28 protein-coding genes and 1 tRNA gene are annotated in these 25,639 nt (G+C 31.8%); 5 read left to right on the top strand and 24 right to left on the bottom strand.

Going from position 1 to position 25,639, the window contains the following annotated elements:
• Positions 1-47 precede the first annotated feature (47 nt).
• The 3 genes from amaB to ACYEKI_RS06220 form a co-directional block, all read right to left on the bottom strand.
• Complete coding sequence (gene amaB / locus ACYEKI_RS06230; RefSeq protein ID WP_459210309.1) at positions 48-1,601, bottom strand: L-piperidine-6-carboxylate dehydrogenase; 1,554 nt, start codon at positions 1,599-1,601, stop codon at positions 48-50.
• Between the two features lie 176 nt (positions 1,602-1,777).
• Positions 1,778-2,317 (bottom strand): 3-hydroxyanthranilate 3,4-dioxygenase, encoded by a 540-nt coding sequence (locus ACYEKI_RS06225; RefSeq protein WP_459210308.1) that lies wholly within the window; start codon positions 2,315-2,317, stop codon positions 1,778-1,780.
• Between the two features lie 142 nt (positions 2,318-2,459).
• Positions 2,460-3,371 carry a nicotinic acid mononucleotide adenyltransferase gene (locus ACYEKI_RS06220; RefSeq protein WP_459210307.1) on the bottom strand — a complete coding sequence of 304 codons (912 nt, stop codon included), beginning with the start codon at positions 3,369-3,371 and terminating at the stop codon, positions 2,460-2,462.
• Between the two features lie 296 nt (positions 3,372-3,667).
• Between ACYEKI_RS06220 and ACYEKI_RS06215 the strand changes: the two genes are divergently transcribed.
• Positions 3,668-4,663 carry an NAD(P)H-dependent glycerol-3-phosphate dehydrogenase gene (locus ACYEKI_RS06215; protein ID WP_459210306.1) on the top strand — a complete coding sequence of 332 codons (996 nt, stop codon included), beginning with the start codon at positions 3,668-3,670 and terminating at the stop codon, positions 4,661-4,663.
• Between the two features lie 12 nt (positions 4,664-4,675).
• A complete protein-coding gene (locus ACYEKI_RS06210; protein ID WP_459210305.1) occupies positions 4,676-5,125 on the top strand; it encodes a nuclear transport factor 2 family protein in 450 nt (149 codons plus the stop codon).
• Here the strand turns inward: ACYEKI_RS06210 and dprA are convergent.
• Entirely contained in the window at positions 5,122-6,219 is a 1,098-nt protein-coding gene (gene dprA / locus ACYEKI_RS06205; protein ID WP_459210304.1) for a DNA-processing protein DprA, read from the bottom strand. The two genes, ACYEKI_RS06210 and dprA, sit on opposite strands and share 4 nt — an antisense overlap.
• A 144-nt stretch (positions 6,220-6,363) precedes the next feature.
• Between dprA and ACYEKI_RS06200 the strand changes: the two genes are divergently transcribed.
• Complete coding sequence (locus ACYEKI_RS06200; protein WP_459210303.1) at positions 6,364-7,335, top strand: HU domain-containing protein; 972 nt, start codon at positions 6,364-6,366, stop codon at positions 7,333-7,335.
• 175 nt (positions 7,336-7,510) lie between these two features.
• The gene (locus tag ACYEKI_RS06195) at positions 7,511-8,029 is read left to right on the top strand and encodes an acyl-CoA thioesterase (RefSeq protein ID WP_459210302.1); all 519 of its coding nucleotides are present in this window, start codon (positions 7,511-7,513) and stop codon (positions 8,027-8,029) included.
• 220 nt (positions 8,030-8,249) lie between these two features.
• Here the strand turns inward: ACYEKI_RS06195 and ACYEKI_RS06190 are convergent, their stop codons facing one another.
• Genes ACYEKI_RS06190 through ACYEKI_RS06160 form a run of 7 tightly spaced genes read right to left on the bottom strand, consistent with a single transcriptional unit; the run spans position 8,250 to position 15,160 of the window.
• Positions 8,250-9,494: a murein hydrolase activator EnvC family protein gene (locus tag ACYEKI_RS06190; protein ID WP_459210301.1), complete on the bottom strand. Its 1,245-nt coding sequence runs from the start codon at positions 9,492-9,494 to the stop codon at positions 8,250-8,252.
• Positions 9,491-10,261, bottom strand: a complete 771-nt coding sequence (locus ACYEKI_RS06185; RefSeq protein ID WP_459210300.1) for a DUF4292 domain-containing protein — start codon at positions 10,259-10,261, stop codon at positions 9,491-9,493. Before ACYEKI_RS06185 ends, ACYEKI_RS06190 begins: the two co-directional genes overlap by 4 nt.
• A 6-nt stretch (positions 10,262-10,267) precedes the next feature.
• A complete protein-coding gene (locus ACYEKI_RS06180; protein WP_459210299.1) occupies positions 10,268-11,638 on the bottom strand; it encodes a tetratricopeptide repeat protein in 1,371 nt (456 codons plus the stop codon).
• Positions 11,639-11,652: 14 nt separating this feature from the next.
• Positions 11,653-12,669: a sugar phosphate nucleotidyltransferase gene (locus ACYEKI_RS06175; RefSeq protein ID WP_459210298.1), complete on the bottom strand. Its 1,017-nt coding sequence runs from the start codon at positions 12,667-12,669 to the stop codon at positions 11,653-11,655.
• Between the two features lie 46 nt (positions 12,670-12,715).
• Positions 12,716-13,150 carry a dUTP diphosphatase gene (gene dut / locus ACYEKI_RS06170; protein WP_459210297.1) on the bottom strand — a complete coding sequence of 145 codons (435 nt, stop codon included), beginning with the start codon at positions 13,148-13,150 and terminating at the stop codon, positions 12,716-12,718.
• A 14-nt stretch (positions 13,151-13,164) separates the two neighbouring features.
• Positions 13,165-14,619 (bottom strand): oligosaccharide flippase family protein, encoded by a 1,455-nt coding sequence (locus ACYEKI_RS06165; protein WP_459210296.1) that lies wholly within the window; start codon positions 14,617-14,619, stop codon positions 13,165-13,167.
• A 25-nt stretch (positions 14,620-14,644) separates the two neighbouring features.
• The gene (locus tag ACYEKI_RS06160; protein ID WP_459210295.1) at positions 14,645-15,160 is read right to left on the bottom strand and encodes a hypothetical protein; all 516 of its coding nucleotides are present in this window, start codon (positions 15,158-15,160) and stop codon (positions 14,645-14,647) included.
• A 260-nt stretch (positions 15,161-15,420) separates the two neighbouring features.
• On the opposite strand from ACYEKI_RS06160, the gene ACYEKI_RS06155 reads away from it, so the two are divergent.
• A tRNA-Asp gene (locus ACYEKI_RS06155) sits at positions 15,421-15,494 on the top strand.
• A 57-nt stretch (positions 15,495-15,551) separates the two neighbouring features.
• On the opposite strand, the gene ACYEKI_RS06150 is transcribed toward ACYEKI_RS06155, so the two are convergent.
• The 13 genes from ACYEKI_RS06150 to ACYEKI_RS06090 all read right to left on the bottom strand — a co-directional run bounded on the left by ACYEKI_RS06150 (position 15,552) and on the right by ACYEKI_RS06090 (position 25,639).
• On the bottom strand, positions 15,552-16,289 hold the full coding sequence (locus ACYEKI_RS06150) for a hypothetical protein (protein ID WP_459210294.1): 738 nt from the start codon (positions 16,287-16,289) through the stop codon (positions 15,552-15,554).
• Between the two features lie 177 nt (positions 16,290-16,466).
• Entirely contained in the window at positions 16,467-18,506 is a 2,040-nt protein-coding gene (locus ACYEKI_RS06145) for a PepSY-associated TM helix domain-containing protein (protein WP_459210293.1), read from the bottom strand.
• Between the two features lie 10 nt (positions 18,507-18,516).
• Complete coding sequence (locus ACYEKI_RS06140; protein WP_459210292.1) at positions 18,517-18,816, bottom strand: hypothetical protein; 300 nt, start codon at positions 18,814-18,816, stop codon at positions 18,517-18,519.
• 2 nt (positions 18,817-18,818) lie between these two features.
• Positions 18,819-19,151: a hypothetical protein gene (locus ACYEKI_RS06135; protein ID WP_459210291.1), complete on the bottom strand. Its 333-nt coding sequence runs from the start codon at positions 19,149-19,151 to the stop codon at positions 18,819-18,821.
• A gap of 267 nt (positions 19,152-19,418) precedes the next feature.
• Complete coding sequence (atpG, locus tag ACYEKI_RS06130) at positions 19,419-20,282, bottom strand: ATP synthase F1 subunit gamma (protein WP_459210290.1); 864 nt, start codon at positions 20,280-20,282, stop codon at positions 19,419-19,421.
• A gap of 112 nt (positions 20,283-20,394) precedes the next feature.
• Positions 20,395-21,975: a F0F1 ATP synthase subunit alpha gene (gene atpA, locus ACYEKI_RS06125; RefSeq protein ID WP_459210289.1), complete on the bottom strand. Its 1,581-nt coding sequence runs from the start codon at positions 21,973-21,975 to the stop codon at positions 20,395-20,397.
• Between the two features lie 53 nt (positions 21,976-22,028).
• A complete protein-coding gene (gene atpH, locus ACYEKI_RS06120) occupies positions 22,029-22,571 on the bottom strand; it encodes an ATP synthase F1 subunit delta (RefSeq protein WP_459210288.1) in 543 nt (180 codons plus the stop codon).
• Positions 22,572-22,580: 9 nt separating this feature from the next.
• Complete coding sequence (locus ACYEKI_RS06115; protein WP_459210287.1) at positions 22,581-23,081, bottom strand: F0F1 ATP synthase subunit B; 501 nt, start codon at positions 23,079-23,081, stop codon at positions 22,581-22,583.
• A 95-nt stretch (positions 23,082-23,176) separates the two neighbouring features.
• On the bottom strand, positions 23,177-23,368 hold the full coding sequence (gene atpE, locus ACYEKI_RS06110; protein WP_459210286.1) for an ATP synthase F0 subunit C: 192 nt from the start codon (positions 23,366-23,368) through the stop codon (positions 23,177-23,179).
• Between the two features lie 53 nt (positions 23,369-23,421).
• A complete protein-coding gene (gene atpB / locus ACYEKI_RS06105) occupies positions 23,422-24,522 on the bottom strand; it encodes a F0F1 ATP synthase subunit A (protein ID WP_459210285.1) in 1,101 nt (366 codons plus the stop codon).
• Between the two features lie 122 nt (positions 24,523-24,644).
• Complete coding sequence (locus ACYEKI_RS06100) at positions 24,645-25,025, bottom strand: hypothetical protein (protein ID WP_459210284.1); 381 nt, start codon at positions 25,023-25,025, stop codon at positions 24,645-24,647.
• Between the two features lie 19 nt (positions 25,026-25,044).
• The gene (locus ACYEKI_RS06095; RefSeq protein ID WP_459210283.1) at positions 25,045-25,263 is read right to left on the bottom strand and encodes an AtpZ/AtpI family protein; all 219 of its coding nucleotides are present in this window, start codon (positions 25,261-25,263) and stop codon (positions 25,045-25,047) included.
• Positions 25,235-25,639 carry a bactofilin family protein gene (locus ACYEKI_RS06090; RefSeq protein WP_459210282.1) on the bottom strand — a complete coding sequence of 135 codons (405 nt, stop codon included), beginning with the start codon at positions 25,637-25,639 and terminating at the stop codon, positions 25,235-25,237. Before ACYEKI_RS06090 ends, ACYEKI_RS06095 begins: the two co-directional genes overlap by 29 nt.

Genomic DNA, 25,639 nt, shown 5'->3' with positions numbered 1-25,639 from the left:
AAGGCTCGATATATATCGAGCCTTTCTTATTTATATTGTCTTTTCTACTATAAATCAAATTTGATTCCTTGTGCCAATGGCAACTCAGTAGTATAGTTAATTGTATTTGTTTGACGGCGCATATAAACTTTCCATGCATCTGATCCAGACTCACGTCCTCCACCAGTTTCTTTTTCACCTCCAAAGGCTCCACCGATCTCAGCTCCTGATGTTCCGATATTAACATTAGCAATTCCACAATCAGATCCTGCATGAGACAAGAAACGCTCTGCTTCACGTAAATTGTTTGTCATGATTGCAGAAGACAATCCTTGAGCAACACCATTTTGCAAATCAATTGCATTTTCTACTTCACCAGAGTATTTTAATAAATATAATACTGGTGCAAAAGTTTCGTGTTGTACGATTTGGAATCCATTCTCTGCTTCAGCAATTGCAGGCTTAACATAGCATCCGCTTTCGTATCCTTCTCCAGAAAGTACTCCACCTTCTACTACAATTTTACCTCCTTGTGCAACAACTTGTTCTAATGCATTTTGATATCCTTTTACTGCATCTGTATCAATTAGCGGTCCTACATGATTGTTTTCGTCTAATGGGTTACCTATACGTAATTGACCATAGGCATCTACCACAGCATTCTTTACTTTATCATAGATAGAATCGTGAATAATTAAACGACGTGTTGATGTACAACGTTGTCCTGCTGTACCAACTGCTCCAAATACAGCACCAATAACTGTCATTTTAATATCTGCATCAGGAGTTACAATAATTGCATTGTTTCCTCCTAATTCTAATAATGATTTACCTAAACGCTCTCCAACAGTAGCTGCAACAATTTTACCCATTCTTGTTGATCCTGTAGCAGAAATTAATGGTACTCTTTTATCTGTAGTCATCATTTCACCTACTTTATAATCACCATTAATTAAACAAGAAATTCCTTCTGGTAAATTATTATCTTTTAGAACTTTTGCTATTATATTTTGGCAAGCCACACCACATAAAGGTGTTTTTTCACTTGGTTTCCATACACATACATCACCACAAATCCATGCTAATGCTGTATTCCAAGACCACACTGCTACAGGAAAATTAAATGCAGAAATAATTCCTACTACTCCCATTGGGTGGTATTGCTCATACATTCTGTGTCCTGGACGTTCTGAGTGCATTGTTAATCCATGAAGCTGTCTTGATAATCCTACAGCAAAATCACAGATATCAATCATTTCTTGAACCTCACCTAATCCTTCTTGGTAAGATTTCCCCATTTCGTAAGAAACTAATTTCCCTAATGGTTCTTTTAATCTACGTAACTCTTCACCAAATTGTCTTACGATTTCACCACGTTGTGGTGCTGGCATTACTCTCCAAGTTTTAAAAGCAGCTTGAGCTGTTTCTATTACTTTTTCGTAATCTTCTTTTGTCGTTGTAGTTACCTTACCAATAAGTTCACCATCAACTGGCGAATATGATGCTATTTCTTCTCCTGATGAGAACCAATCTAAACCTGTTGATGTACCTTGATTCGTTGCTGATACACCTAATTGTTGTAAAGCTTCTTGAATCCCGAAATCTGTCGCTATTGCTGCCATCCTATTTTTTTATTTTTGAAAGTGTAAAGATAATGTCTTTTGGTATTGTTTATATGTTTTGAGCTTTTTTCAATTACATTTTATGTTTTTATTTTATTTTTCAATGATTAAAAAACCAATTTGATTTAAAAAATAACAAAATATACTCATTTTGATTTTATATTATTTAGCTCTTTTTATTCTTCTGCTATAAATCTTGAATCAACTGGCATTTCTTCTCCACACTGATTACACGTTCGCAATGTTTTATTTTGATAAAAATCTTTGAAATGTTTTAAAAAATCTTTTTCAATATTCTCTAATTTAAAATACACCTCATGTAATTTATTATTGCAATGATCACAAAACCATAACAATCCATCTTCTCCTTCTAAGTTATCTCTCTTTCTTTCGATTACCAATCCTATAGAATCTTTATGTCTTACTGGTGAGTGTGGTACTTTGGCTGGATGTAAATACATATCGCCTGGCCCTAATTTCATTGTTTTTTTCTCTCCGTCATCTTGAATATGTACTTCTATTTCTCCTTCTAATTGGTAAAACAGTTCTTCTGTTTCGTTATAATGATAATCTTTACGAGCATTAGGTCCTGCTACAATCATTACTATATAATCCCCTGCCTCTTTATACAGGTTTTTATTTCCTACTGGTGGTTTTAGTATAGTCCTATTTTCTTCAATCCATTGATTAAGATTAAAAGGTTTTCTTATTCCCATATTTTTGTTTCGTTAAAATTGTTTTCTATTCCTAAAGAAATAAAAACTGCTATAAAAATACGTTTTTCCTAAAAAAGAAATCGCTCTAACAAGATTTCTCTTGCAGAGCGACTTCTAACTAAATAACCAACCAAAAAACTCTTTATTTCTTTAACTTTTTAAAAGTTTCTAATTTCAATCTTTTTCTTTCGTTTTGTTTTGCTTCTTTACTTTGAGCATTTTTAAACCTCATCAATCCTAACCCTCTAAATTCATATGTTGTATTGGACGAAGGATGATACAATCTTATCCTATTGTCGTTAATAACGCTCAATTCAAAGTTTTCATTGCTCAGATAGTCATAATCCAATGTTAAATTTTTCAATGTATTTGTTCCTACAATGTTATTCACCTCATAATGACCTCTGTAGTCAAAAAATAAAGAACCAATATTCGTGCCAACATTATCTCTTGAACTTCTAAAATTATCTCCACTACCAAAAGGTAAGAATTGTAAGAAGTTCTCTTCATCAAATTCATTTACCACTCCTTCTATGCTTGTATAACTTTTTTCCCAAACTTCATATTCTTGTAAGAAATAATGAATATTATCATAAAATACTTGATCATAATCAAATGTACTACGTTGATAACCTATCAAGAAATAACTTGTATTTGTACTAGAGTCATACAATTCGATTTCATTATCAAAACGTTGTGTCACTATAAAATCATATATACCATCAATATCATGATCAATTTGTAACGTTTCTATTCCAACTCCATAAAAGCCGACGTCTAATCCAAAACCATTTCCATTATTACCTATTCCTACTAAATTATTGTTAGCATAAAAAGTTCCGTTTCTAAAAGAAACCGTGAATGCTTTTTGTAAAAAAGGGATTTCTCCTGTTCCACGTGTTTTTTCGATATCAACATACCAAATTTCATATCCTTCCAACAGTTCTTCTAACGTAATTGATGGTTCAATTATTATTTCTTCATCATTTACTACACATGAACTAAACAATGTAATCAATATCAAAAAGGCAGAAAGTAATTTAAGCTGTTTCATAATCTTTTTATTTAATCATTCACATTTTATAGCTATTCAAAACGCATGCCAAAAACATAAATCATTGATTTTCATTATATTTACATTAATTCATATTTTCTTTACTTTTGAAGCCGTGTTTTTACCCCTAGATTGTTAATTTTATTTCAGTCTACAAGTTGTATTTACATGGTGATTTTAAACATTACCCCTATTTAAAATTGGCTCCTTTTTTAGGATGATATTTTTATTACATGTTAATCACAAAATCAAAATGACCTGTAATCAGGCAAATCGATTATAAAACTTTAATTTAGATGAAAGAAAATCTAAAATATGCTGTAATAGGAGGTGGTAGTTGGGCTACTGCCATTGTAAAAATGCTAAGCGAAAACCTTGATGAGATTGGTTGGTATATGCGTAGTGTTTATGCTATTGAGCACATTAAAAGACAAGAACACAACCCCAATTATTTAAGTTCTGTAGAGTTCGATACTAACCAATTAAAGCTAAGTGACGATATTAATGAAATCGTAGCTTATGCAGATTATATCATTTTTGCTATCCCCTCGGCTTTCTTATATACAGAATTACAAAAATTAACCGTTTCATTAGACGATAAAATCATTTTTTCTGCTATTAAAGGTATTGTACCTGAAACAAGTTTAATTGTAGGTGAACATTTTAATCAAGAATACAATATCCCTTTTGAGAATATTGGTGTTATCACAGGACCTTGTCATGCAGAAGAAGTTGCGCTAGAGCGTTTATCTTATCTTACAATTGCATGTAGAGATCATGAAAAAGCAAAAACACTAGCAGATAATCTTTCTAGTGAATACATCAGTTGCAAAATTAGTGATGACATTATTGGTACTGAGTATGCTGCAATGCTTAAAAACATTTATTCTATTGCTGCTGGTATTGCTCATGGACTTGGTTATGGTGATAACTTCCAGAGTGTATTGATGAGTAACGCTATTAGAGAAATGAAGCGTTTTATCAAAAAAGTACACAAGATGAAACGTAATATTAATAATTCTGCTTATCTAGGAGATTTATTAGTAACTGGTTATTCTGTTTTTTCTAGAAACCGCATGTTTGGTAATATGATAGGTAAAGGGTATACTGTAAAAAGTGCTCAAATGGAAATGAATATGGTTGCAGAAGGATATTATGCAACAAAAAGTGCTTTTCAATTAAATGAAGTTAATGGAGCCAGAACACCTATCATCAATGCCGTTTATGCCGTATTATATGAAAACAAAAATCCAAAAAAGATTTTCAAAAAATTAGCTGAAAAACTAGATTAACTTCTATATATCATGAAAGATCTTATCACCACATTTTATACTGCATTTCAAGAACTCGACGCCGAAAAAATGATCTCATGTTATCATAAAGACATGACTTTTGAAGATCCTGGTTTTGGAAAACTAGATTATGATCAAGCATGTAAAATGTGGCGTATGCTTTGTAATAATGCAAGTAATTTCTCTTTAGAATTTTCACAAGTTGAAGCTGATGAGTACAAAGGCTCTGCTCATTGGGAACCTAAATATAATTTTAGTCAAACAGGTCGATTTGTACATAATATCATTGATGCTTCTTTTGAATTTAAAGATGGTAAAATCTATAAGCATGTAGATCATTTTGATTTACATAGATGGGCAGGTCAAGCTCTAGGCTGGAAAGGCAAATTGCTAGGCGGAACCTCTTTTTTCAAAAAGAAATTACAATTAAAGACAAAAGGTCTTTTAGCGCGTTATTCTTAAATAGCTTCAAATATTTTACCTGGTAATGGTTGTACTACTCCCTTAAGTTCCATATTTAATAGTAGTGTAGCCAAACTATATGTTGGTATTTTGCATTGAATTGCTATTACATCTAGTAATTCTTTACCGTTTGTTTTTAAAAAATCATAAACAACTTGCTCTTTTTCGGTTAAACTGACAAAAAGTTCTTGCTGTTTAGGTTTTTTATCTTTGGTAATATCCCAATTGAGTATGTAGATTAAGTCTGAAACACTGGTTAACAAATGTGCTTGCTGTGTTTTTATTAAGGTGTTACAACCTTTACTCATACTATCGGTATTTCTACCCGGCACAGCAAATACTTCTCTATGGTATGAGTTTGCCATCTGCGCTGTTACCAAAGATCCTCCTTTTTCTGCGCTTTCGATAACAATCGTAGCTTCGCTCAGTCCCGCTATAATGCGATTACGTCCTAAAAAGTTTTTACGATCAAAAACATCTGTACTCCAGAAATCTGTAAAAAATCCACCATTTGATAGTACTTCGTTTACATAGGCAGCATGTGCTTTGGGATAAATTTGATTAAGTCCATGAGCTAGACATCCTATAGTTTGTAAGTTATTTTTTATAGCTGCTTTATGTGCTGTTATATCTATACCATAAGCAAAACCAGATACTATTACAGGATTTAGCACACTTATTTCTTCTATCAATTGCTCACAAAATTGTATTCCATATGAAGTGGCTTTTCTAGTACCTACGATACTTATTATTTTTTGCTTCTCAAGATTTATATTTCCTTTATTAAATAATACTACAGGACTATCATGACAATGTTTGAGTCGTTCTGGATAGTTTGACTCATCATAACAACTATAATTAATATGCTCATCATAAATAAACCGAAGTTCATTTTCTGCAGCTTTTCTATATTTTGGTTTTTTGAGTTCTTTGATTTTTGCTTGACCTATTCCGTCTATTTTCTTTAATTTTTCATTACGTTCTTTAAAAACTGCTTCGGCACTACCCGTAGCTCTAATGATCTTTTTTATGGAGTTATCTCCTAGTCCAGGGACTTTTTTTAAGGCCAATAATGCAATCAGTTTTTCTTCCATAACTTTATATTTTATCTAATTTAGCATTTCATTTTATCATAAAACACTATAAATCAAAGCCAAAATCTTTATTTTGAGTCGTAGTGTTGATAAAATCCTTATAGCATTTTCGACTTGAATCCATTTTTCATTATCTTTGTCCTGATGAAAACAGCTCACTACATAAGCGAACTTTTATATAGATATGAATGTGTAATCATTCCAGAGTTTGGTGCTTTTTTAACACAACGCCAATCTGCTAAGATAAATGAGGTTACACATACTTTTCAGCCACCTAAGAAATTAATTTCTTTCAACCGTCAATTACAACAAAATGATGGTTTATTGGCTAACTATATCGCTTCTTCTGAGAATATTTCTTACAATGAAGCTGTTGCTCAAATACGTCATTTTGTTGAAGATCTAAATACGCGATTAAATAAAGGTCAAAATGTGGTTTTATCTAAAATAGGTATTTTTTCTCAGGCAGAAGAAAATACATTACATTTTGAACCATCTGATCGTTATAATTATTTAACTGAAGCATTTGGGTTAGATTCTTTTGTTTCTCCTGCTGTTAAACGAGAAGAAGTTATTGTAGAAGATACTGTAGATACTAAACCTCCTATTGTTCTTACCTCAGAACACGAAGAGACAACTAGCAATAACCGCTCTTATATCAAATATGCTGCTGCAGCTGTAGCTATTACAATTGGTATTTCTGGGTTATGGAGTGTAAAACAATATCAAGATCAACAACAAGAATTTGCTACTTCTCTTGAATTACAAGAAGCACAACAAAAACAAATTCAAGAAGCAACTTTTGATATTTTATCTCCTCTTCCTGCTGTAACATTAAATCTTGAATTAGCAGAGGAAGATTCTGAAGAATTTACTGTTGGTAATCTTAATTATCATATTGTTGCTGGTGCTTATCGTATTGAAAGAAATGCCAATAAAAAAATCGAAAAGCTTAAAGCTTTAGGATATAATGCTCGTATTATTGGTGTTAACAAATACGGACTTCATCAAGTGATTTACAATAGTTATGCTACTAGAAGAAAAGCAGAGCAAGCACTTGCTGAATTAAAAGATGGTACAGATCAACGTGCTTGGATTTTAATTCAAAAACTATAAAATCTTTTATTTTTAAGCCATTTTTTTAATGTTCTTGTAAAAGAATCGCTGTGGTATACCCGTATTTATTGTTTCCTCTTTAAAAGATTGCGTGTTTCTTAATTCTTAGTATCATGCTCATTTTCTTGATGTTTCTATTCAAATCCTAACTATCTTTGCAAAAAACAAAAAGAGAATGGAAGAGATAAAAAATCCTAAAGATTCACATACTATACTTACAGATTTAGTATTACCTGGAGAGACAAACCCTTTAAATAATCTTTTTGGAGGTGAGTTATTAGCACGTATGGATAGAGCTGCCGGTATTGCTGCAGGTAGACATGCTCGAAGAGTTACTGTTACGGCCTCAGTAAATCACGTTGCTTTTAATCGTAGTATTCTTCTAGGAAGTGTTGTTACTATCGAAGCTAAGGTTTCTAGAGCTTTTAACACTTCTATGGAAGTTATCCTTGATGTTTGGACAGAAGATCGCCAAACTGGTCTTAAAACAAAAGCTAATGAAGCCATTTATACTTTTGTTGCTGTAGATGAAACTGGAACTCCAGTACAAGTACCAAAAATAAAACCAGAAACAGAATTAGAAACACAACGCTATGATGCTGCACTGCGTCGTAAACAATTGAGTTTAGTATTAGCAGGAAAAATGAAACCTGATGATGCTACAGAACTTAAAGCATTGTTCGTTCATGAATAAGTAATACCATTACTCAATTGAAATTACCGTATTAAAATTGTTCTTTTTGCATTTTACTTCAAAATAAAATATCACCGTAGCTTTGGCTATGCTTCAATTTTCTTTTTTATAAAATCTCAAAAATCTTCAATTTTTCTATTCCGTATTTTCAAATAAGAAATGGTATAAAAAGGAGTTGATAATGTTTATCAACTCCTTTTTACTTATGTCTTTTTCTCTTTTATTTTCTATAAATCCAATGTTGTGGATTTAGTTTTTTGGTATCTCTATAAATTAAAAACTTTACTGTTGCTCGTCCTGTAACTGGACTTGTTCCCACTGTTCCTAATTTCTCTTTGGTACTAACTTTTTGTCCTTCTTTTACTACGATATTTTGTAAGTTATAATAGGTCGTTATATAGTTACCATGTCTTATCTGTACAAAGCGACTTCCTCCTTTAGGTTTATGTATAGCCATTACTTCTCCTTCAAAAACAGTTCTAACCGTTTGTCCTGCTCTTGTTTCTATCTGGATTCCATTACTATTAATTTTTATATGGGGTAATGTCGGGTGAGGTTGTTCTCCAAACTTCTTAACAATTCGACCGCTTTCTACTGGCCAAGGCAACCTTCCTTTATTGTCTGTAAAATTATCTGCTAAATCCTTAGCCTCTTTTGTCAAGGCAAAGGTATTCTTTGATCCTTTTTTGGCTACCTTCTTACCAGCTTTTTTAGCTTTTTTGTTGGCTTTAGCAATAGCTGACTTAATTAAACGCTCAATTGCTTTATCAATAGCATCTGCTTGTTGCTCTTTTTGGCGAATTTGAGCTGTATATACGCCTTCTTTTTGACGTATAGACTTCATTAGTTCTTCTTGTTGTTTACGTTCTAATTCCAGCCTATTTTGAGCTTCTCTATTATCTGCTATTAATCGTTCTTTATTTTTCTTTTGTTGTATTAAGTCTTTGTTTAACTGTTGCAATTCTACTGTTGCATCTTGTATTAATAATGCTTGATTTTTTCTATACTTATTATATTGCTTGATATATTGCAATCGCTTATATGCTTGCACAAAATCTGCAGATGATAACAAGAACATTATCCTACTTTGCTGTGATTTACTTTTGTAGGACTTCACTACCATCTTTGCATAATCTTCTTTAAAGACTTTAAGCTGCGTCCTATTCTTATCTATTTTTTTAAGATTATCATTGATATCTCTAGTGAGTAAATTGATTTGTTGATTTGTTAATCGTACAAAGTTCTCCCGAATATTAATTTGAGAATTCAATCCTTGAACTTCATCTAATACAGAAAGTTCTTTTTCTTTATTATCAACTCTTAGTTTATTAATCTCTTCGATTTCTTGTCCTAATCGTTGACGCTGTTCTTCCAGCTCTTTTAATTTATCGTTTTGAGAAAAAGCTGGTATACTGTTACATAACAGTACTATTCCTAAAATTAATACTAGTTGTACTCTCCTCATTCTATTACTACTTCTTCGTATCCTGATGGAATTTTAAATGGAAAACTAACTTTGGCATTAAATTCTACTGCCTTGTATTCTATATCTAAAAGAGTTTGCTTTTTGTCTTGCTCTCCTTTAACTGTTATCTTTTTAGGAAATTCTTGATTTCCTACCTTTTGATAAGCATCATAACTAATTTTTACTTTTCTATTTTCTTTAGGCTGTATTAAGTGTTCTTCTTTAATTTTAAAGGTTAAAGGATTTACAAAAAATAAACGTTCAAATAATTCCAGTTCTTTTTTAGGCTGTAATTGATATGCATTTTTTTTAATATCAATCGTATATTTTTCTTTTCTAAGATCATATAATGCCTGTCCTACCAATAAATTTTGAACTTTTTTATAATCTAATTCTGTTCCTAACCAATCGCTTAATAGTTTAAAATCCCCATCAAAGTATGTACTATTAATTTTTGCATAATAGCTTACTCGATTAGGTGTAATTTTTGCTTTGGCTAATGTAATGCCTAGCAATTTTGCACTAACCCAAATTATACTATCTCTTTGCATTCTCAAACTCACATTGGGACTAAATGATTTTCTTCCATCATCATATCGTACTTTAAGCCTAGCTTGCAAGGTATTAAAATTAAAATTTGCATTGTAATGGTTAGCAATTACTTTTTGAGCTTTTAATCTTTTTACTCCTGTGTCTGTAACTGCCTTGGTTCCTTTACAACTTTGTAATACTAATACTGCCAGTATTAGATATAATATTTTCTTCATTAATCCCTATATTTTTTGTTGTAGTGCTTTAGCTTTTTCTAAATATTTGGTAGACTTTACCTGATCGCCTATAAGAAGATATGCTTCTCCTATTTGTTTATAAAAATCTCCTTCCATCTTTGTATCATCTATAATATAATCTATCCCAAGATTCAATGTTTCTATAGCTGCTTCAGGATCTTTTAATTGATTAAGAGCCACTCCATGTACTAAATATAGTATAGGTTGAGTAGGGTATAATTCTAAGCCCAATTCTATACCGTCTTTTGCTTTTTTATATCTACCTAAATCTATTTGTAGTAAAATAATACGTTTTAGAGATTCAAAATCTGTATGACTAGCGATATCTCGTTCGTAATAGTTTAATGCTAGTTCTTTTTCATTTTTTTGATAATAGAAATTCCCAAGTTTTGTAAATATCTTTGAACTATTTGCTTCTTTGGCATATTTAGTCACTACTTTTAAAAAACTCCTTTCGTATGTTGGGTTTTTATCTACAAAAATCAAAAAGTCATCTATAACCTTATTCTTTGATTGAATATCTATATCTGAGTGTATTACTTTTTCTATAGATTCGATTGCTTTTTCTATTTTATTTTCATCCAAATAAAATTTGTATAAAGCTAAATGAACAAGTTCTGATTCTGGCTTAACCTTCAGTAAGTTTTCTGCAACTTCTCTTGCCTCTGTAATTTTATTTTTACCACTATATACATAAATTAGGTTTAGATAGTGTTGTTCTTCATTAGGTTGTGCTTCAATTTTCTCTTTTAGATATGTAATTTGAGCATCAGAGTTTTGAGATCTAGCTAAGATTGTTCTTCTTAATCTTTTTCTATAATTATCGGTACCAAACTCTTCTTCTAATTCATCTAGCGTTTTTAAGGCTTTTTCATTTTTTTGAACAATCAAATACAAATTTGCCAATTGCTCTCTATATATTCCATCAAAAGGCACTAACCGTTCTACTACATTTATGGCTTCGTCGTATTTACGCAACTGATAGTATACTTCGTATAATCCAGTTAATACATATCTTTTTTTAGGATATTGCTCTAAAACTTTTTTAAAATTGCTTTCTGCTTCTTCATATTGCTTTAATGCTAATTGATTTTTAGCAAGTTCGTAATATAGATATTGTGGTTTATTATCTATTGCAATACATTTTTCTAAAGCTTCGATGGCTTTTTCATAATTCTGAATTCCTTTTTGTTTTAAAGCTTCAAAAAATTGTTCCTGGAATTCATCTGAAACATCACCTAGATCATCTACATTGATTTCTTGTTTAGGTTCAATTTCTTGGGCATTACTAGATGGTAAATTTCCAAGAAAAGAAATTAACAGTATGCAATACAGATATCTAGATGTTGTTGTCATTCTTATTTTTTTTCTTATTCTAATATAGAATAATCGCCAATACTAATTGCTGTGAATTTCCCATCATATTTTACATGATTTCCTATCATAGCATTATCTAAATTAGCGTTTTTTATTGTAGTATTTGTCTGTATTAAGCTATTTTTAATAGTTGTATCTTCTACAATACAATTATCTCCTATAGACACATTAGGTCCTACTGTAGCATTCTTCAATACTACACCTTCACCTATATAACAAGGTTCTATAATTGTACTATTTTCATTTTTTACAGTTGCACTTATTAATACTTCTTGATCTTGTTGAAGAAAACCTAACATTCTGGTATTTGTTTCTACCGTTACGTTTTTATTTCCGCAATCCATCCATTCATCAACTTTACCTGTAACAAAACGTTTTCCGTCTGCCATCATACGTTTGATTCCGTCATTAATCTGGTATTCGCCTCCATTAATAATATCGTTATCAAGTACGTATTGTAATTCATTTTTAAGAACACCTACATCTTTAAAATAGTAAATTCCGATTACTGCCAAGTCAGATACAAACTCTTGTGGTTTTTCTACTAATTCTACAATTTCCTTATTCTCATTAAGTTTTACTACACCATAAGCTTCTGGTCTTTCTACTTGCTTTACCCAGATTACTGAATCTGCATCTTTATCTAGGTTAAAATCGGCTCTAATCAAGGTATCTGCATAAGCAATTACAGCAGGACCAGAAAGTGAATCTTTTGCACACATGATTGCATGTCCAGTTCCCAATGGTTGGTCTTGTCTATAAATAGTTCCTTTGGCACCTAAACTTTCTGCTAGCTCTTTTAAACTTTGAACTACATCTTCTCCAAAAAATGCTGGATCTCCTAATATAAATGCAATTTCATCTATTGGTTCTCCTAATACTTTGGCTATATCTGTTACTAATCTGTGTACTATTGGTTTCCCTACTACAGGGATCAATGGTTTAGGTACGGTTAAGGTATGTGGACGCAATCTTGATCCGCGTCCAGCCATAGGTACTATGATTTTCATTTGTTTTCTTTGTTTATTTGGGTTTCCCTTTGATTGATTTTTGTTTTTATTTTACTCCTGTACTTCCAAATCCTCCTGCCCCTCTATCGGTTTCAGAAAGTTCTTCTACTACATTCCATTCTGCTCTCTCATGTTTTGCTATCACTAATTGAGCGATACGTTCTCCATTCTCGATCACAAATTCATCTTGAGAAAGGTTTACTAAAATCACTCCTATTTCTCCTCGATAATCTGCATCAATAGTTCCTGGAGCATTTAATACTGTTATCCCTTTTTTTGCAGCCAAGCCACTACGTGGTCGCACCTGCGCTTCGAATCCCACAGGTAATTCTATAAACAATCCTGTTTTTACAATGGTTCTTTCTAATGGCTTCAGGGTTATGGGAGCTTCAATATTTGCTCTTAAATCCATTCCTGCCGAAGCTATCGTTTCATATTCAGGCAATTCATGCACTGACTTATTAATGATATTAATCTGCATTTATCTTTATTGTATTAACGTCTGAGTATTTGTTTTAATACCTTTTTCTCTGAAATGTATAAAATTACTAAAAACACCAATAGTAATGGTACTCCTACAACGTAATTCCTATCATAAACATAAAAGGTAAGTACCGAAAAAAGGATTGATGTAGAAAAATACAGTCCTATTTTTTTAATGTTGTACGGAATTGGATAATATTTTCTTCCTAAAAGATATGAGAGAATCATCATCGTTCCATAGGCAGCAAGTGTTGCTATAGCTGATCCTAGGTAGCTATATATTGGTATTAACATATAATTTAGAATTATAGTAATAATAGCTCCTATCACAGAAATGATTGCTCCAAATCGTGTTTGATCATTAATTTTATACCATACAGAAAGGCTATGATATACTCCTAAGCATAAATTGGCTAATAGTATTATAGGCACGACAACCATTCCTTCCCAATAGGATTCGTCTTTTATAATTAATAGTTTTAATATATCTGCAAAGACTACAACTCCTAACATCATTAAACTTCCTAAAACCGTAAAATATAAGGTTATATTAGCATAAGTTTCTTTGGCGTTTTTCTCTTTGGCATGATTAAAAAAGAAAGGTTCTATTCCTAATCTAAATGCAGTACTGAACAAGGTCATAAAAACTCCTATTTTATAACATGCTCCATAAATACCTGCCTCTGCATCTGCAATGTTTTCTGGAAGTAAATATCTTAGTAACCACTTATCAAATGCTTCATTTATAGAAAATGCTACTCCAGAAATCAATACTGGCATCGCATATTTCATCATCGATTTCCAGAGTTTTACATCAAATCCAAATTTGATTTTGGTATACAATGGTATCAAGAGAAGAAATGTAACTCCGCTTGCTATTAGATTTGAAATAAAAACATATGTGATTTGGTCTTCAAGATAAATACTATTAAAAAATGTGTATCCTGAATTAATTAATTCGGGTAATCCTATTAAGAAAAAGATATTTAAACTAAGATTAATTACTACGTTAATAATCTTAATTATAGCATATCGCATTGGTCTTTCGTTTGCTCTATACCAAACAAATGGTAAAACAACTAATGCATCTAGCGCCATTATCCATAAACCATAGATAATATATTCTACTTTAAATCCTAAGCTCTCTCCTAAAAAATTACGGCATAGTAATCCTATAATCAAAAAACTAATTGTTGATATTGTCAACGAAGTTAATACTGTAGACTCTACTTTGTTTTTTTGGTCACTTTCTTTATTAATAAATCTAAAAAAAGCTGTTTCCATTCCATAAGACAATACTACATTTCCTAGAATGAGTAATGCCATAAAACTTACATAAACTCCATAGACTTCTGTACTAAGTACCCCTGTATAAATGGGTACTAATATAACTCCCAAAACTCTAGGTAGTACTGTAGCTAATCCATAGACAAAAGTTTGTCTAAATAGTTTTTTAAATATGCTCAATGGATATTTTTAATATTGAATCTTATTACTGCTGAATTTGCATTGGATAAGAAATAGATTGTTTCTCTTTAAGATCGTCTACTTTAAAATATCCTTTCTTATTTCCTTTTGTGTAACTAATAACACATTCATTCCCTTTTAACTCAAAAGGTATTTTTTCTTTTTTAAGATCTGGAAGTTCATTTTGTACTTCTTCTTTTACATCTGAACTTATAATTACTTCTTTTTTTATTTCTCCTCCGTAATTTATATTTCCGATATAAACATTTTCATTTGCCTTTTTTTCTAATGCAACTCCACGATCTCTAAAATACAAACTATCTAGTTTCACACTTTCTCCACCTTCTACTGGTAAATAAACTGTATATCCATATCCTCCTTCTTGAATTCCTGCTGCCCATTTTTGAAAGTAAGCATCTTTGAAAACCACTGGTGCTTTTTCATCTATTTTCTGACTGCTTGCACATTGTGTAAATCCTGTAGCCAAAGTGATTATTCCTAATCCAAATGCCCATTTTTTAATCTTAAACATGTTCTTCATAAACTTACTTTTTAAAATCCTTGGTATATCTTAATACAAATTCAATACCAATACCTATCATTTGAAACAAAAATAAACATTTCTTGTGTTTTCTATCTTAGAAATCTTCTTTCTATTTTTTTTGCATTTTAAATATCACAAAAACAAAAACACTTAACCTTCTATTAATCTTAGCATTACAAAAAAAGTCGAAAAAATCTTTAAAAAAAGTATTGCATAACTAAAAAAGTGTTCTATATTTGCACTCGCAATAACGCATTGGTCTGGTAGTTCAGCTGGTTAGAATACATGCCTGTCACGCATGGGGTCGCGGGTTCGAGTCCCGTCCAGACCGCAAAAAGGAAGCTAAAATTAGCTTCCTTTTTTTGTTTCTATTCTTTATTAGTTTTTTTTAAAAACCAAATCCTCCTCCTTGATCACAATTTCTTGCATAAAGCACAAATAATTCTCTTGTAACTCCAGTAGTTGTTGTCGTTTCTAAAACAACTCTATACGTTCCTGGTTGACTTACTGTAACTATAGCAGTATTTACACTAGGGAAAATTCCTCCTCCATTTGAGATTGTCCACTTATAGCTTGCACATGGATTATATGGTACAGATAACTCATTATTAATTGTAGTTGTACAAATCACATTACTCCCTAAGTTTCCTGTAATGTATCCATCAGGAACTGGAGCTCCAAAATCTGAATAAATAGGTAATGGTTTTAGTTTACATGTTGGATCTGGTGGTGGAATATCTCCAATTTTCATAGTATACCTAAGGTCACACCCATTCACGACAACTCTTAAAGTTCCCTGATTAAAACCGCTTAAAAAACGTACTTTAACTACATTTTGATTGTTTGCTCCAATAATTTGCATTGCCCCAGAAACAATTGACCATGTTATAGGAGTACTTGTTCCTCCTGAATGTGTTACCTCAAAGCTTTTTTCATTCCCTACTTCGACTACTACATTATCTATTGAAGCAATAGTACAAGGAATCGCTGTTGATGATTTAGAAAAACTCTTTTCTACTTCTTCGATTTGTTGAGTGCTCTCTGTTATATTTTCGCTTTCGCAAGAAATAATAAGTAAACTCAAAATAGCGGTAGCTAGTATAGCTACTCTTTTAATTAATTTCATAAAATCGATTTTTTATATTTATCTATTAAAAGTATTATTTACTTGTTAAAAAAACAAAACACACTTCATTATCAAACAACTATTTATTTTACAAACATTTACAAAAACAAAGGTTCTTGTATACAAGAACCTCTTTTAAAAAAATATTAAATATGTAAAACTTACTATAAAGCTAGCTTATTCTTCTAATTTTCTCCATTCATTTAGGTTAAGTACCAAAAATACTCCAGCTATTGCCATTAAAATCAAAATAAATATTTCTGATAGATTAGATGCTTCATAAATTATAGCTGTAATTACATGGTAAACATTAAACAAGGCTACAACACAAGACCAGATCAATGATACCATTCTAAACCAAGGTTTTGATACTTGTAAAGTAAATAAGGCAAATAATAAAGCTAATCCTTCCATAAGGATTCTATATTTATGTGCCCACATTGGTGTTTCTCCTGTCGATCCTTCTATAAATACGGTTTCGTTAAAGAATACTGTCGCTAATCCGTAAATATGGTGAAAAATGAATCCTAATGCTATAAAGATCCATAAGAGGGTGATTTTTGTTCTCATAGGTATTGTATTTAAATTTTCGGTATAGGTTTTATGTTCTTTTATTTTTGTTGCTTTTTCTGTTTCATAAGCTTCTAACACTCCTGTATAAGTTTGTTTCGATGATTTAAGATTAGACTTTAAAGCGATGAGTATTCCTAATGAAGAAAGTACAATCCAAAAAATATCTACAAAGAGTATTTCGTATTGTCCTGTAGTAAACGTTTTCCAGATCCAGTTACCCGAAGAGAAGCCATTGGTAATAGGTAATAATAATCCAAAAATGCTCCCTATCCATAAGGTATATTTATGTGTATATTGATTATCTCTTTTATATCTAAAAAATAAAAACAAGGCTAACCATCCTAAAAAGAACACTGCATATAATATGGATTGCCTAGATGAGTCTAAACTACGAGGTAACCATCTTGCTACATGAAACGAAATGGCAATTATAGGATATAGAGTTAAGCATATTGCTAGATAAATATACCCTACATTAAGATTGTATAATTGTTGTTTTAATGGAACCGCTTTTTTGTTTCTTGCCTCTAGCCAAATAAGTACCCCAGATATGATTACAAAACCTGTAATTAAAGCCAGCACAAAATAAAGTATCTTTATTGATAAACCTCCATAATCTGCAAAATGTAATTGTCTTATGGTTGCTTCTACACTTTCTAGGTAATTAACTTGGTAAGGATCTTTATCTATATGCATTTTCCCTGTCATTACATCAAATATCACTCGACCGTTACCCAAAAACTTTTCTTTGCCATCGATCCATCCATCAACCTGAAACTTCATGTTTTGAGCTCCATAGTTTTTAAAATAAATCTGTTGTGGTGTAAAATCATCCCAAGTTGTTAATGCTTTTTTCATTAGTGTATTCACAGTAGGAACCTCTGTTACTTTTGCCTCTAATGGGTATGACTTTAACATAGGGCGTACATCTTCTAATAATTGTTGCTGGTTATTATCGTAGAGATAATTAGCTGGTAATAGAATTAACAATGTCATGCACAAGATCACACTAGTTAAGGCATAAACAAATTGAAATGGTAGCCCTATCATTCCTAAAACAGTATGTGCATCTGTCCAAATGGTCTTCAGTTTTGCTTTAGGTCTAAAAACATAAAAATTAGAAACGATTTTCTTCCAATGGATCAAAACCCCTGTTACAATCGCAAAAAGAAAAAACAAGGCTATAAAACCGGCTAAATAAGTACCTATTGATGGTATTTGACTAAAGAAGTGTAATCTGTAGATTAATTCTCCTAAACTATAAAAATCATAATATGCAGAAGATTTGTAGGTATTACTATTGATATTAAAATACGTTCCTTCTTTTGCTTTGTCTGTAGCCAAAGAATCTTTTGACCCTGTAAGACTGACAAATATTTCTTGCGAATCATGATTACGAGGTATAAGAACTCGAATATCTCTACCATAAAGTTCATATGTATTATTAAGGCTATCTATAAGCCTGTCATAATTTATATTAATGACTTTTTCTTTATGAAATTTTTCTCCTTTTTCCCATAAAGCAAATTCATTTTTAAATAGAGCAAATGCTCCACAAAAAAAGATCACATATAAGGCTACACTTATAACAATACCACTTACTGTATGGGTATGAAAAAATACATTGTAATTTCTTTTATTCATAAAAAATCATCTAGATTGAGAATTGCTGTTTACCAAAATAAATAAGCACTGCACTTATTATGATAAAGAATAGATATACACCCCATACCTTCCATCCGTTTTTAGAGAAATACGGAATAATCAAAAAAATCATCCATATCAAAAACAAACTATATACAGATGTTATCAAAACTTGTTTATGGTCAAAAACCCATAATGCAAGTACCATATGTAGCATGGCAGATAATACGTAACCTCCCAAGATACCGGCTGAGAGCTTTGCAAACTTTTGACTATTAGAACTAGTTAAATATTTAGGATTAGCTGGCATTTTTAAAGGAAATTTAATTCTACAATTGCGAGTATTACTAAGGCTATTGAAATATGCTTATAGTTCATAATTTTTAATGGTGCAAGCACTACGACTGCACCTATTATAAACATGAGCAACATAAACCATATAAAAGTTCCTGTACCTATACCATAATACCCCAAGGTTAATATTAAAGTACTGATAAGAGCAAAACATCCTATCGTTTTGGTAAGTTGTGTATTCTCTTGGATTTTTCTTTCTATCGTTAAAGAAGTAGCTAGTGTAGCTCTTTTTGAAGTATTATATAAAAGATAACAGCTACAAAAAATCAATACTATTAATAGCGTAAGCATTTGTACTATATATAGTTAAACATTTATCTATCCTTGTTATATTAATTTAATCTAAACAAGAGTAACAAATGTAATGTTATACAAGTTAATTTAAAAGAATTATTTGTAATTAATTTAAATAAGAATAACATAATACGAAGTGTACTTATATAATTGTTATTTACAATGCTTAATAGAAACTGTTATGTTTAAAAACGAAAAAACCGCTATAAAATAATTTATAGCGGTTCATTTATTTTGAACTATGTCTAATACATAGTAGGATTTTTATCCATTTAATGCTTCAGCTCCTCCTACAATTTCTAAAATTTCATTAGTAATTGCAGCCTGTCTAGCTTTGTTATAAGATAGTTTAAGAGTGTCTCTTAATTCTGTAGCATTATCTGTTGCTTTATGCATTGCTGTCATACGAGCTCCATGCTCTGATGCAATAGAATCTCTAACAGCTTTGTATAATAACATTTTAAGAGATTTAGGAATTAATTCTTCAACAATTTCTTCTTTTGATGGCTCAAAAATGTAATCCAAATTAGCTGTAGCATCTTCGTTTACCGTAGGAACTATTGGCAAAAATTGTTCTGTAGTTACGATTTGTGTACCTGCATTCTTGAATTTATTATAGATAACAACGATCTTATCATAAGAACCATCAACAAACATTTCCATTAATTCTGATCCAATCGCAGCTACATTAGCATATGTTAAATCATCATATAATGAACTTTTATTTGCAACAACAGTATGTGTTTTAGATACAACATCGTTAATCTTCTTTCCGATTGTAACAAGATCAACTTGTTTTCCTGCAAAGTCATTTTCGCATAAAGATTTAACTCCTTTTGCAATATTAGAGTTAAATGCTCCAGCTAAACCACGATTTGAAGAAAGTGCAACAACTAGTACTTTGTTTACTTCACGTTGTTTTGCATAAACGCTCCCGCTATCACCTTCTAAAGTAGCACTAAGACTTTGTAATAGTTCAGTAAGTTTATCTGCATAAGGACGCATCGCTGTAATTGCTTCTTGAGCTTTACTCAACTTTGATGCAGATACCATTTTCATAGCACTGGTAATTTGCATCGTAGATGATACCGATTTAATCCTATTACGTAGTTCTTTTAAGTTTGCCATTTTCTTTTAATTAAGTGCTCTTATTTTACTAAAAGCACATTTTATAATCTAAAAAAGTAAAACTAAATAAGAGCAAATAAAGCGAAAACTTTATTTGCTCAATATTTTAATACTAGTTTTTATATTTTGCTGAGATTTCGCTTGCAGCCTCAATTAAGATATCAGTAACCTCGTCAGTTAATTTACCTTTCTTAAGTGTATCAAGAATTCCTCTGTGCTTAGCGTTTAAGTATTCGATATAATCTTTTTCGAATTCTTTAACTTTATTTACAGGAACATCTTTTAATAAGTTCTTAGATCCTGCATAGATAATTGCTACCTGATCTTCTACTGTAAATGGATCGTTTTGAGCTTGTTTTAAGATCTCAACATTACGCTTACCTTTTTCAATTACGTTTAATGTAACTGCATCAAGGTCAGATCCAAATTTAGCGAAAGCTTCTAATTCACGGAACTGAGCTTGGTCAAGCTTTAATGTACCAGATACTTTCTTCATTGATTTAATCTGAGCAGAACCTCCTACACGAGATACAGAGATACCTACATCAATCGCAGGACGTACACCAGAGTTAAATAAATCTGAAGTTAAGAATATCTGTCCATCTGTAATCGAAATTACGTTAGTAGGAATATATGCAGATACGTCACCAGCTTGAGTTTCAATGATAGGTAAAGCTGTTAAAGAACCTCCTCCTTTTACTTTGTCTTTTAAAGACTCCGGAAGATCGTTCATTCCTTTTGCGATATCATCATCTGCAATAACTTTTGCTGCACGCTCTAATAATCTTGAGTGTAAGTAGAATACATCTCCAGGGTAAGCCTCACGACCTGGTGGACGACGTAATAATAATGACACCTCACGGTAAGCAACTGCTTGCTTTGATAAATCATCATAAATGATTAATGCTGGACGACCTGTATCACGGAAATACTCTCCGATTGCCGCTCCTGCAAAAGGTGCATATACCTGCATTGGAGCAGGGTCAGATGCATTTGCAGCTACGATAGTAGTATATGCTAATGCTCCTTTTTCTTCTAATACTTTAGCAATTCCAGCAACTGTAGATGCTTTTTGTCCTACTGCAACGTAGATACAATATACTGGCTCACCTGCATCATAAAACTCTTTTTGGTTAAGAATTGTATCGATACATACAGTAGTCTTTCCAGTCTGACGGTCACCAATTACTAACTCACGCTGTCCTCTACCGATTGGTACCATAGCATCAATCGACTTGATTCCAGTTTGTAATGGCTCATTTACTGGTTGACGGAAAACTACTCCAGGTGCTTTACGCTCTAATGGCATTTCATAAGTTTCACCTTCAATAGCTCCTTTACCATCAATTGGGTTACCTAATGTGTCAACTACACGTCCTACGATACCTTCACCTACATTGATAGATGCGATACGTTGTGTACGCTTTACAGTTGCACCTTCTTTTACTTCTGTAGAAGAACCTAAAAGTACTACCCCAACATTATCCTCTTCTAAGTTAAGAACGATACCATTTAGACCTGATTCAAATTGTACTAATTCACCAAACTGTGCATTAGACAATCCGTATACACGTGCAATACCGTCTCCTACTTGTAAAACAGTCCCCACTTCTTCCAATGAAGCTGTTGCTTCAAATCCAGATAATTGTTGCTTTAATATTGCTGATACTTCAGCAGGATTCACTTCTGCCATAATTATTTATGTAAAATGTCACACATACTAATGCATGACGGTTTTTATTAAATTTAAGATACGTATGTATTGTTACTTAATTCTCTTTTTAAGTTTGCTAGTTTACTAGCGATGCTTGCATTGTATTGTAAGTCACCTACTCTAAGGATAAACCCACCAATAATGCTTTCATCAATAACATTCTTAAGTGTTGCTTCGTTACCAGTAAGTTCTTTTACTTTTGCTAATACTTTAACTTTTAAAGCATCATCTAAAGGAACTGCTGTAGTTACAACTGCTACTTGAGTGTTATTTAATTGATCAAATAAGATATTGTATTGTCTAGCCACTTCTGGTAATAATGCAATTCTCTTATTATCGATCATTATATCGAAAAGTCCTTGAGTGATCGATGTTGTATTTGCAAACACCTTACGTAAAGACTCGCGCTTAAGTTCCGTTTTAATAATTGGGCTACTTAAAAGCATTTTTAATTCTTTACTTTGATCAACAGCAGCAAGGATAGTGTCCATATCCTTCTGAACATTTTCGGTTGCTTTTTGATCTTGAGCTAAACTCAAAACTGCTTTTGCATATCGTATTGCTGCTCTACTCATCTTTCACTTTTAGTTTAAGGTAACATCACCTAGCATAGATTCTACCAATTCCATTTGGTTTTCTTTGCTAGTTAATTCTTTTCTCACTACTTTTTCTGCTATCTCTACAGAAAGTCCTGCTACTTGACTTTTTAAGTCTGCAATAGCTGCTTTCTTTTCACTAGCGATAGTTTCTTGAGCTTTAGCTACAATTTTTTCTGCTTCTGCTTGTGCTTCTGCCTTAGCGTCATTAATCATAGATTCTTTAAGCTCTCTTGCTTCTTTTAACATGTTGTCACGCTCTGTACGTGCTTCGTTAAAAATACGCTCGTTATCAGAACGCAAGTTTTGTAATTCTTTTCTTGCTTTATCAGCTGCATCTAATGCATCTTGAATTCCTGCTTCACGATCGTTTAAGCTATCTAAAATAGGTTTCCAAGCAAATTTTCTCATCAAAAGTATTAAAATCAATAAGATAATAGCTTGCATAAAAAACAAACCTGGAGAAAAATCATTTAATAATTGATCCATTGTATAGTGTTATTTGTCCTTTTTAAATTCTTTTTTGTTTAATCTATAAACATTTCCTGTAGCCAACCGCTACAGGAAATTGTTTCTTGTCTTAATTAACCTTGTCCTAAGATTAAAGCACCGAATGCTAAACCTTCTAAAAGTGCTCCGATGATAATCATCGCAGTTTGGATTTTTCCAGCAGCCTCAGGTTGACGAGCAATTCCTTCCATTGCTTTTCCACCGATTTGACCTAATCCGATTCCTCCTCCGATTACGATTAATCCTGCTCCAATTAAATTGTACATAATAATTGATTTATATAATTAAACAAATTCTTATTCTAAACTAAAGTTATTTATTAGTGGTGATCGTGCTCTTCAACCGCCATTCCAATAAATAATGATGATAACATTGTAAAAATAAATGCTTGTAAAAATGCTACTAAAAGCTCTATCAAAGTAATAAACAATGATAATACTAGTGACATTCCTGTAGATCCTACTGCTCCAAAGGCATCTTTCATAGTTATCATTAATGCAATTAAACTCATCACTACAAAGTGACCTGCTGTAATGTTTGCAAATAAACGTACTAATAAAGAGAATGGCTTGATTAATACAAAACCTACTAATTCTATAATAGCAAGTATAGGTCTTAAGATCACTGGTACTCCTGGCATCCATAGAGTATGTGCCCAAAAATCTTTACTACCATTAGTAAGATATATTACCGCTGTAAAAAGAGCTAGACATACTGTAACTGCAATTTGACCTGTAATATTAAACCCTAGTGGTGTCAATCCTAATAAATTAGCTATCCAAATAAAGAAAAATACAGTTAACAAAAAGCTCATAAACTTTCTATACTTCTTTTCTCCTATATTAGGTCTAGCAATCTCGTCTCTTACATAAATTACTAATGGTTCTAATACTCTTGAGAATCCAGTTGGGATTGGACCTTTTTTATATCCTCTAGCTAATGCTGAGAATCCTAATATCATTAACAAACCAGCTAATAACATTCCTACTACACTCTTTGTAATAGAAAAATCTAATGGCTTAACGTTTGTAGGATGGTGATGTTCATCATAATTAATAGTACCTTCAGCATCAGTTCTGTAGATTTTTCCGTGGTATAATTTGTAATAATTACCATCTGCTTCTGCTACAGTTTCACCGTGATGAAACTTTGAAGACATAAACATTTTTAATCCTTCATCCCATAATATTACTGGTAATGGGAATCCATAATGTGTTCCTGTTTCTCCATTTGTATAAAACGTAAAATCATGTGAATCTTGCAAGTGATGCTTGATATACGCATTAATCTCTTCTTTGGTATCAATCGGATTACCTTTTTTATCGTGGTTATCTCCACCACCTCCTGCAAAGGCAATTGAACTTGATAAAGTAAGTAGCAGAACTACTGAATACTTAAGGGTTTTGTGAAATACTTTCATTTCCTAAATTCTAGTCTTTTTTGTACGCTCTGAATTTGGGGGCAAAAGTACATTTTTAATTGACAAAAAACACACAGATTTTATATTTTTTTTAGGATTCTCTAAAATAATGCCGTGTTTCCCTACTTCCTGTTATCAATTCCTTGAATAAGTTTTACCGAAACAACTACTAATGTTATCACATATATCATGTAAAAACCTAAGAAAATAGCCTTGGGTTGTATTGGTGCTCCGTCTTCTAACCACCCCATTTGATTTATAAAAAAACCTGCTATAATAAGCTTTGCTAGTATCAATCCTAAAAAAACAAAACCTGTATGCAATGGAGAAATTCGTGAAGTAATATACATTGATAAATATAATACTAGTACAGCTCCTCCTAAAAACAAATGTTGTTTAAATATTGTAGTTGTATCTATTATGGTTAAGACATCTGTGAGTATAAAAAAATGCACTACATAACATAGCACACTTGTCAAAATAAGTATAATGAGTTGTTTCATCATTTGTATTTTTTTCTTGTTATTTTGAATCTTTTATGACTTGCCACATAACTGAAGCTACGCCTAAAAATACAGCTGCCAAACCAACCCATTTTTCATAAAATGGTTCTGTATAGCCATATCTTTGATCCAAATAACCACCTAAATAATAGCCACCAATAATGGTGGCTGCCATTTGAATACCTATAGTGGTATATTTTGCAAATTTCTTAAGCTGATTTCCCTTGTTTTTGTCCATCTCTCATCGCTTTTGCTCCACCATTCATTACACAAGTAGCATTAAATGTAGCTCCTGGATCTACTGCTAATTTGCTTGTAGTAACTTCTCCTTCTATATGTGCAGTTGCTTTTAAAGATAGAGTTTCTGTTATAATTAATTTTCCAGAAAATTTTCCTTCAAAATCTGCATTTGAACATTCTAAGGTTCCTTTTATATTTCCTGATTTTCCTACTACTACTCTTCCTGTAGTTTTTACTGTTCCTTCTACAGTTCCTTCTATTCTAAATCCTCCTTGAGAAATGATATCTCCTACAATTTTGGTTCCTTCAGAGATTCTATTTTGGTTTTTTGAAAAATCGCTAGTGTCTTTTACTTTTTTGTTATCTGAAAACAT

It is taken from the genome of Aquimarina rhabdastrellae, assembly GCA_947387485.1.
Taxonomy (GTDB): domain Bacteria; phylum Bacteroidota; class Bacteroidia; order Flavobacteriales; family Flavobacteriaceae; genus Aquimarina.
This window is presented reverse-complemented; position numbering and strand designations above follow the sequence as displayed.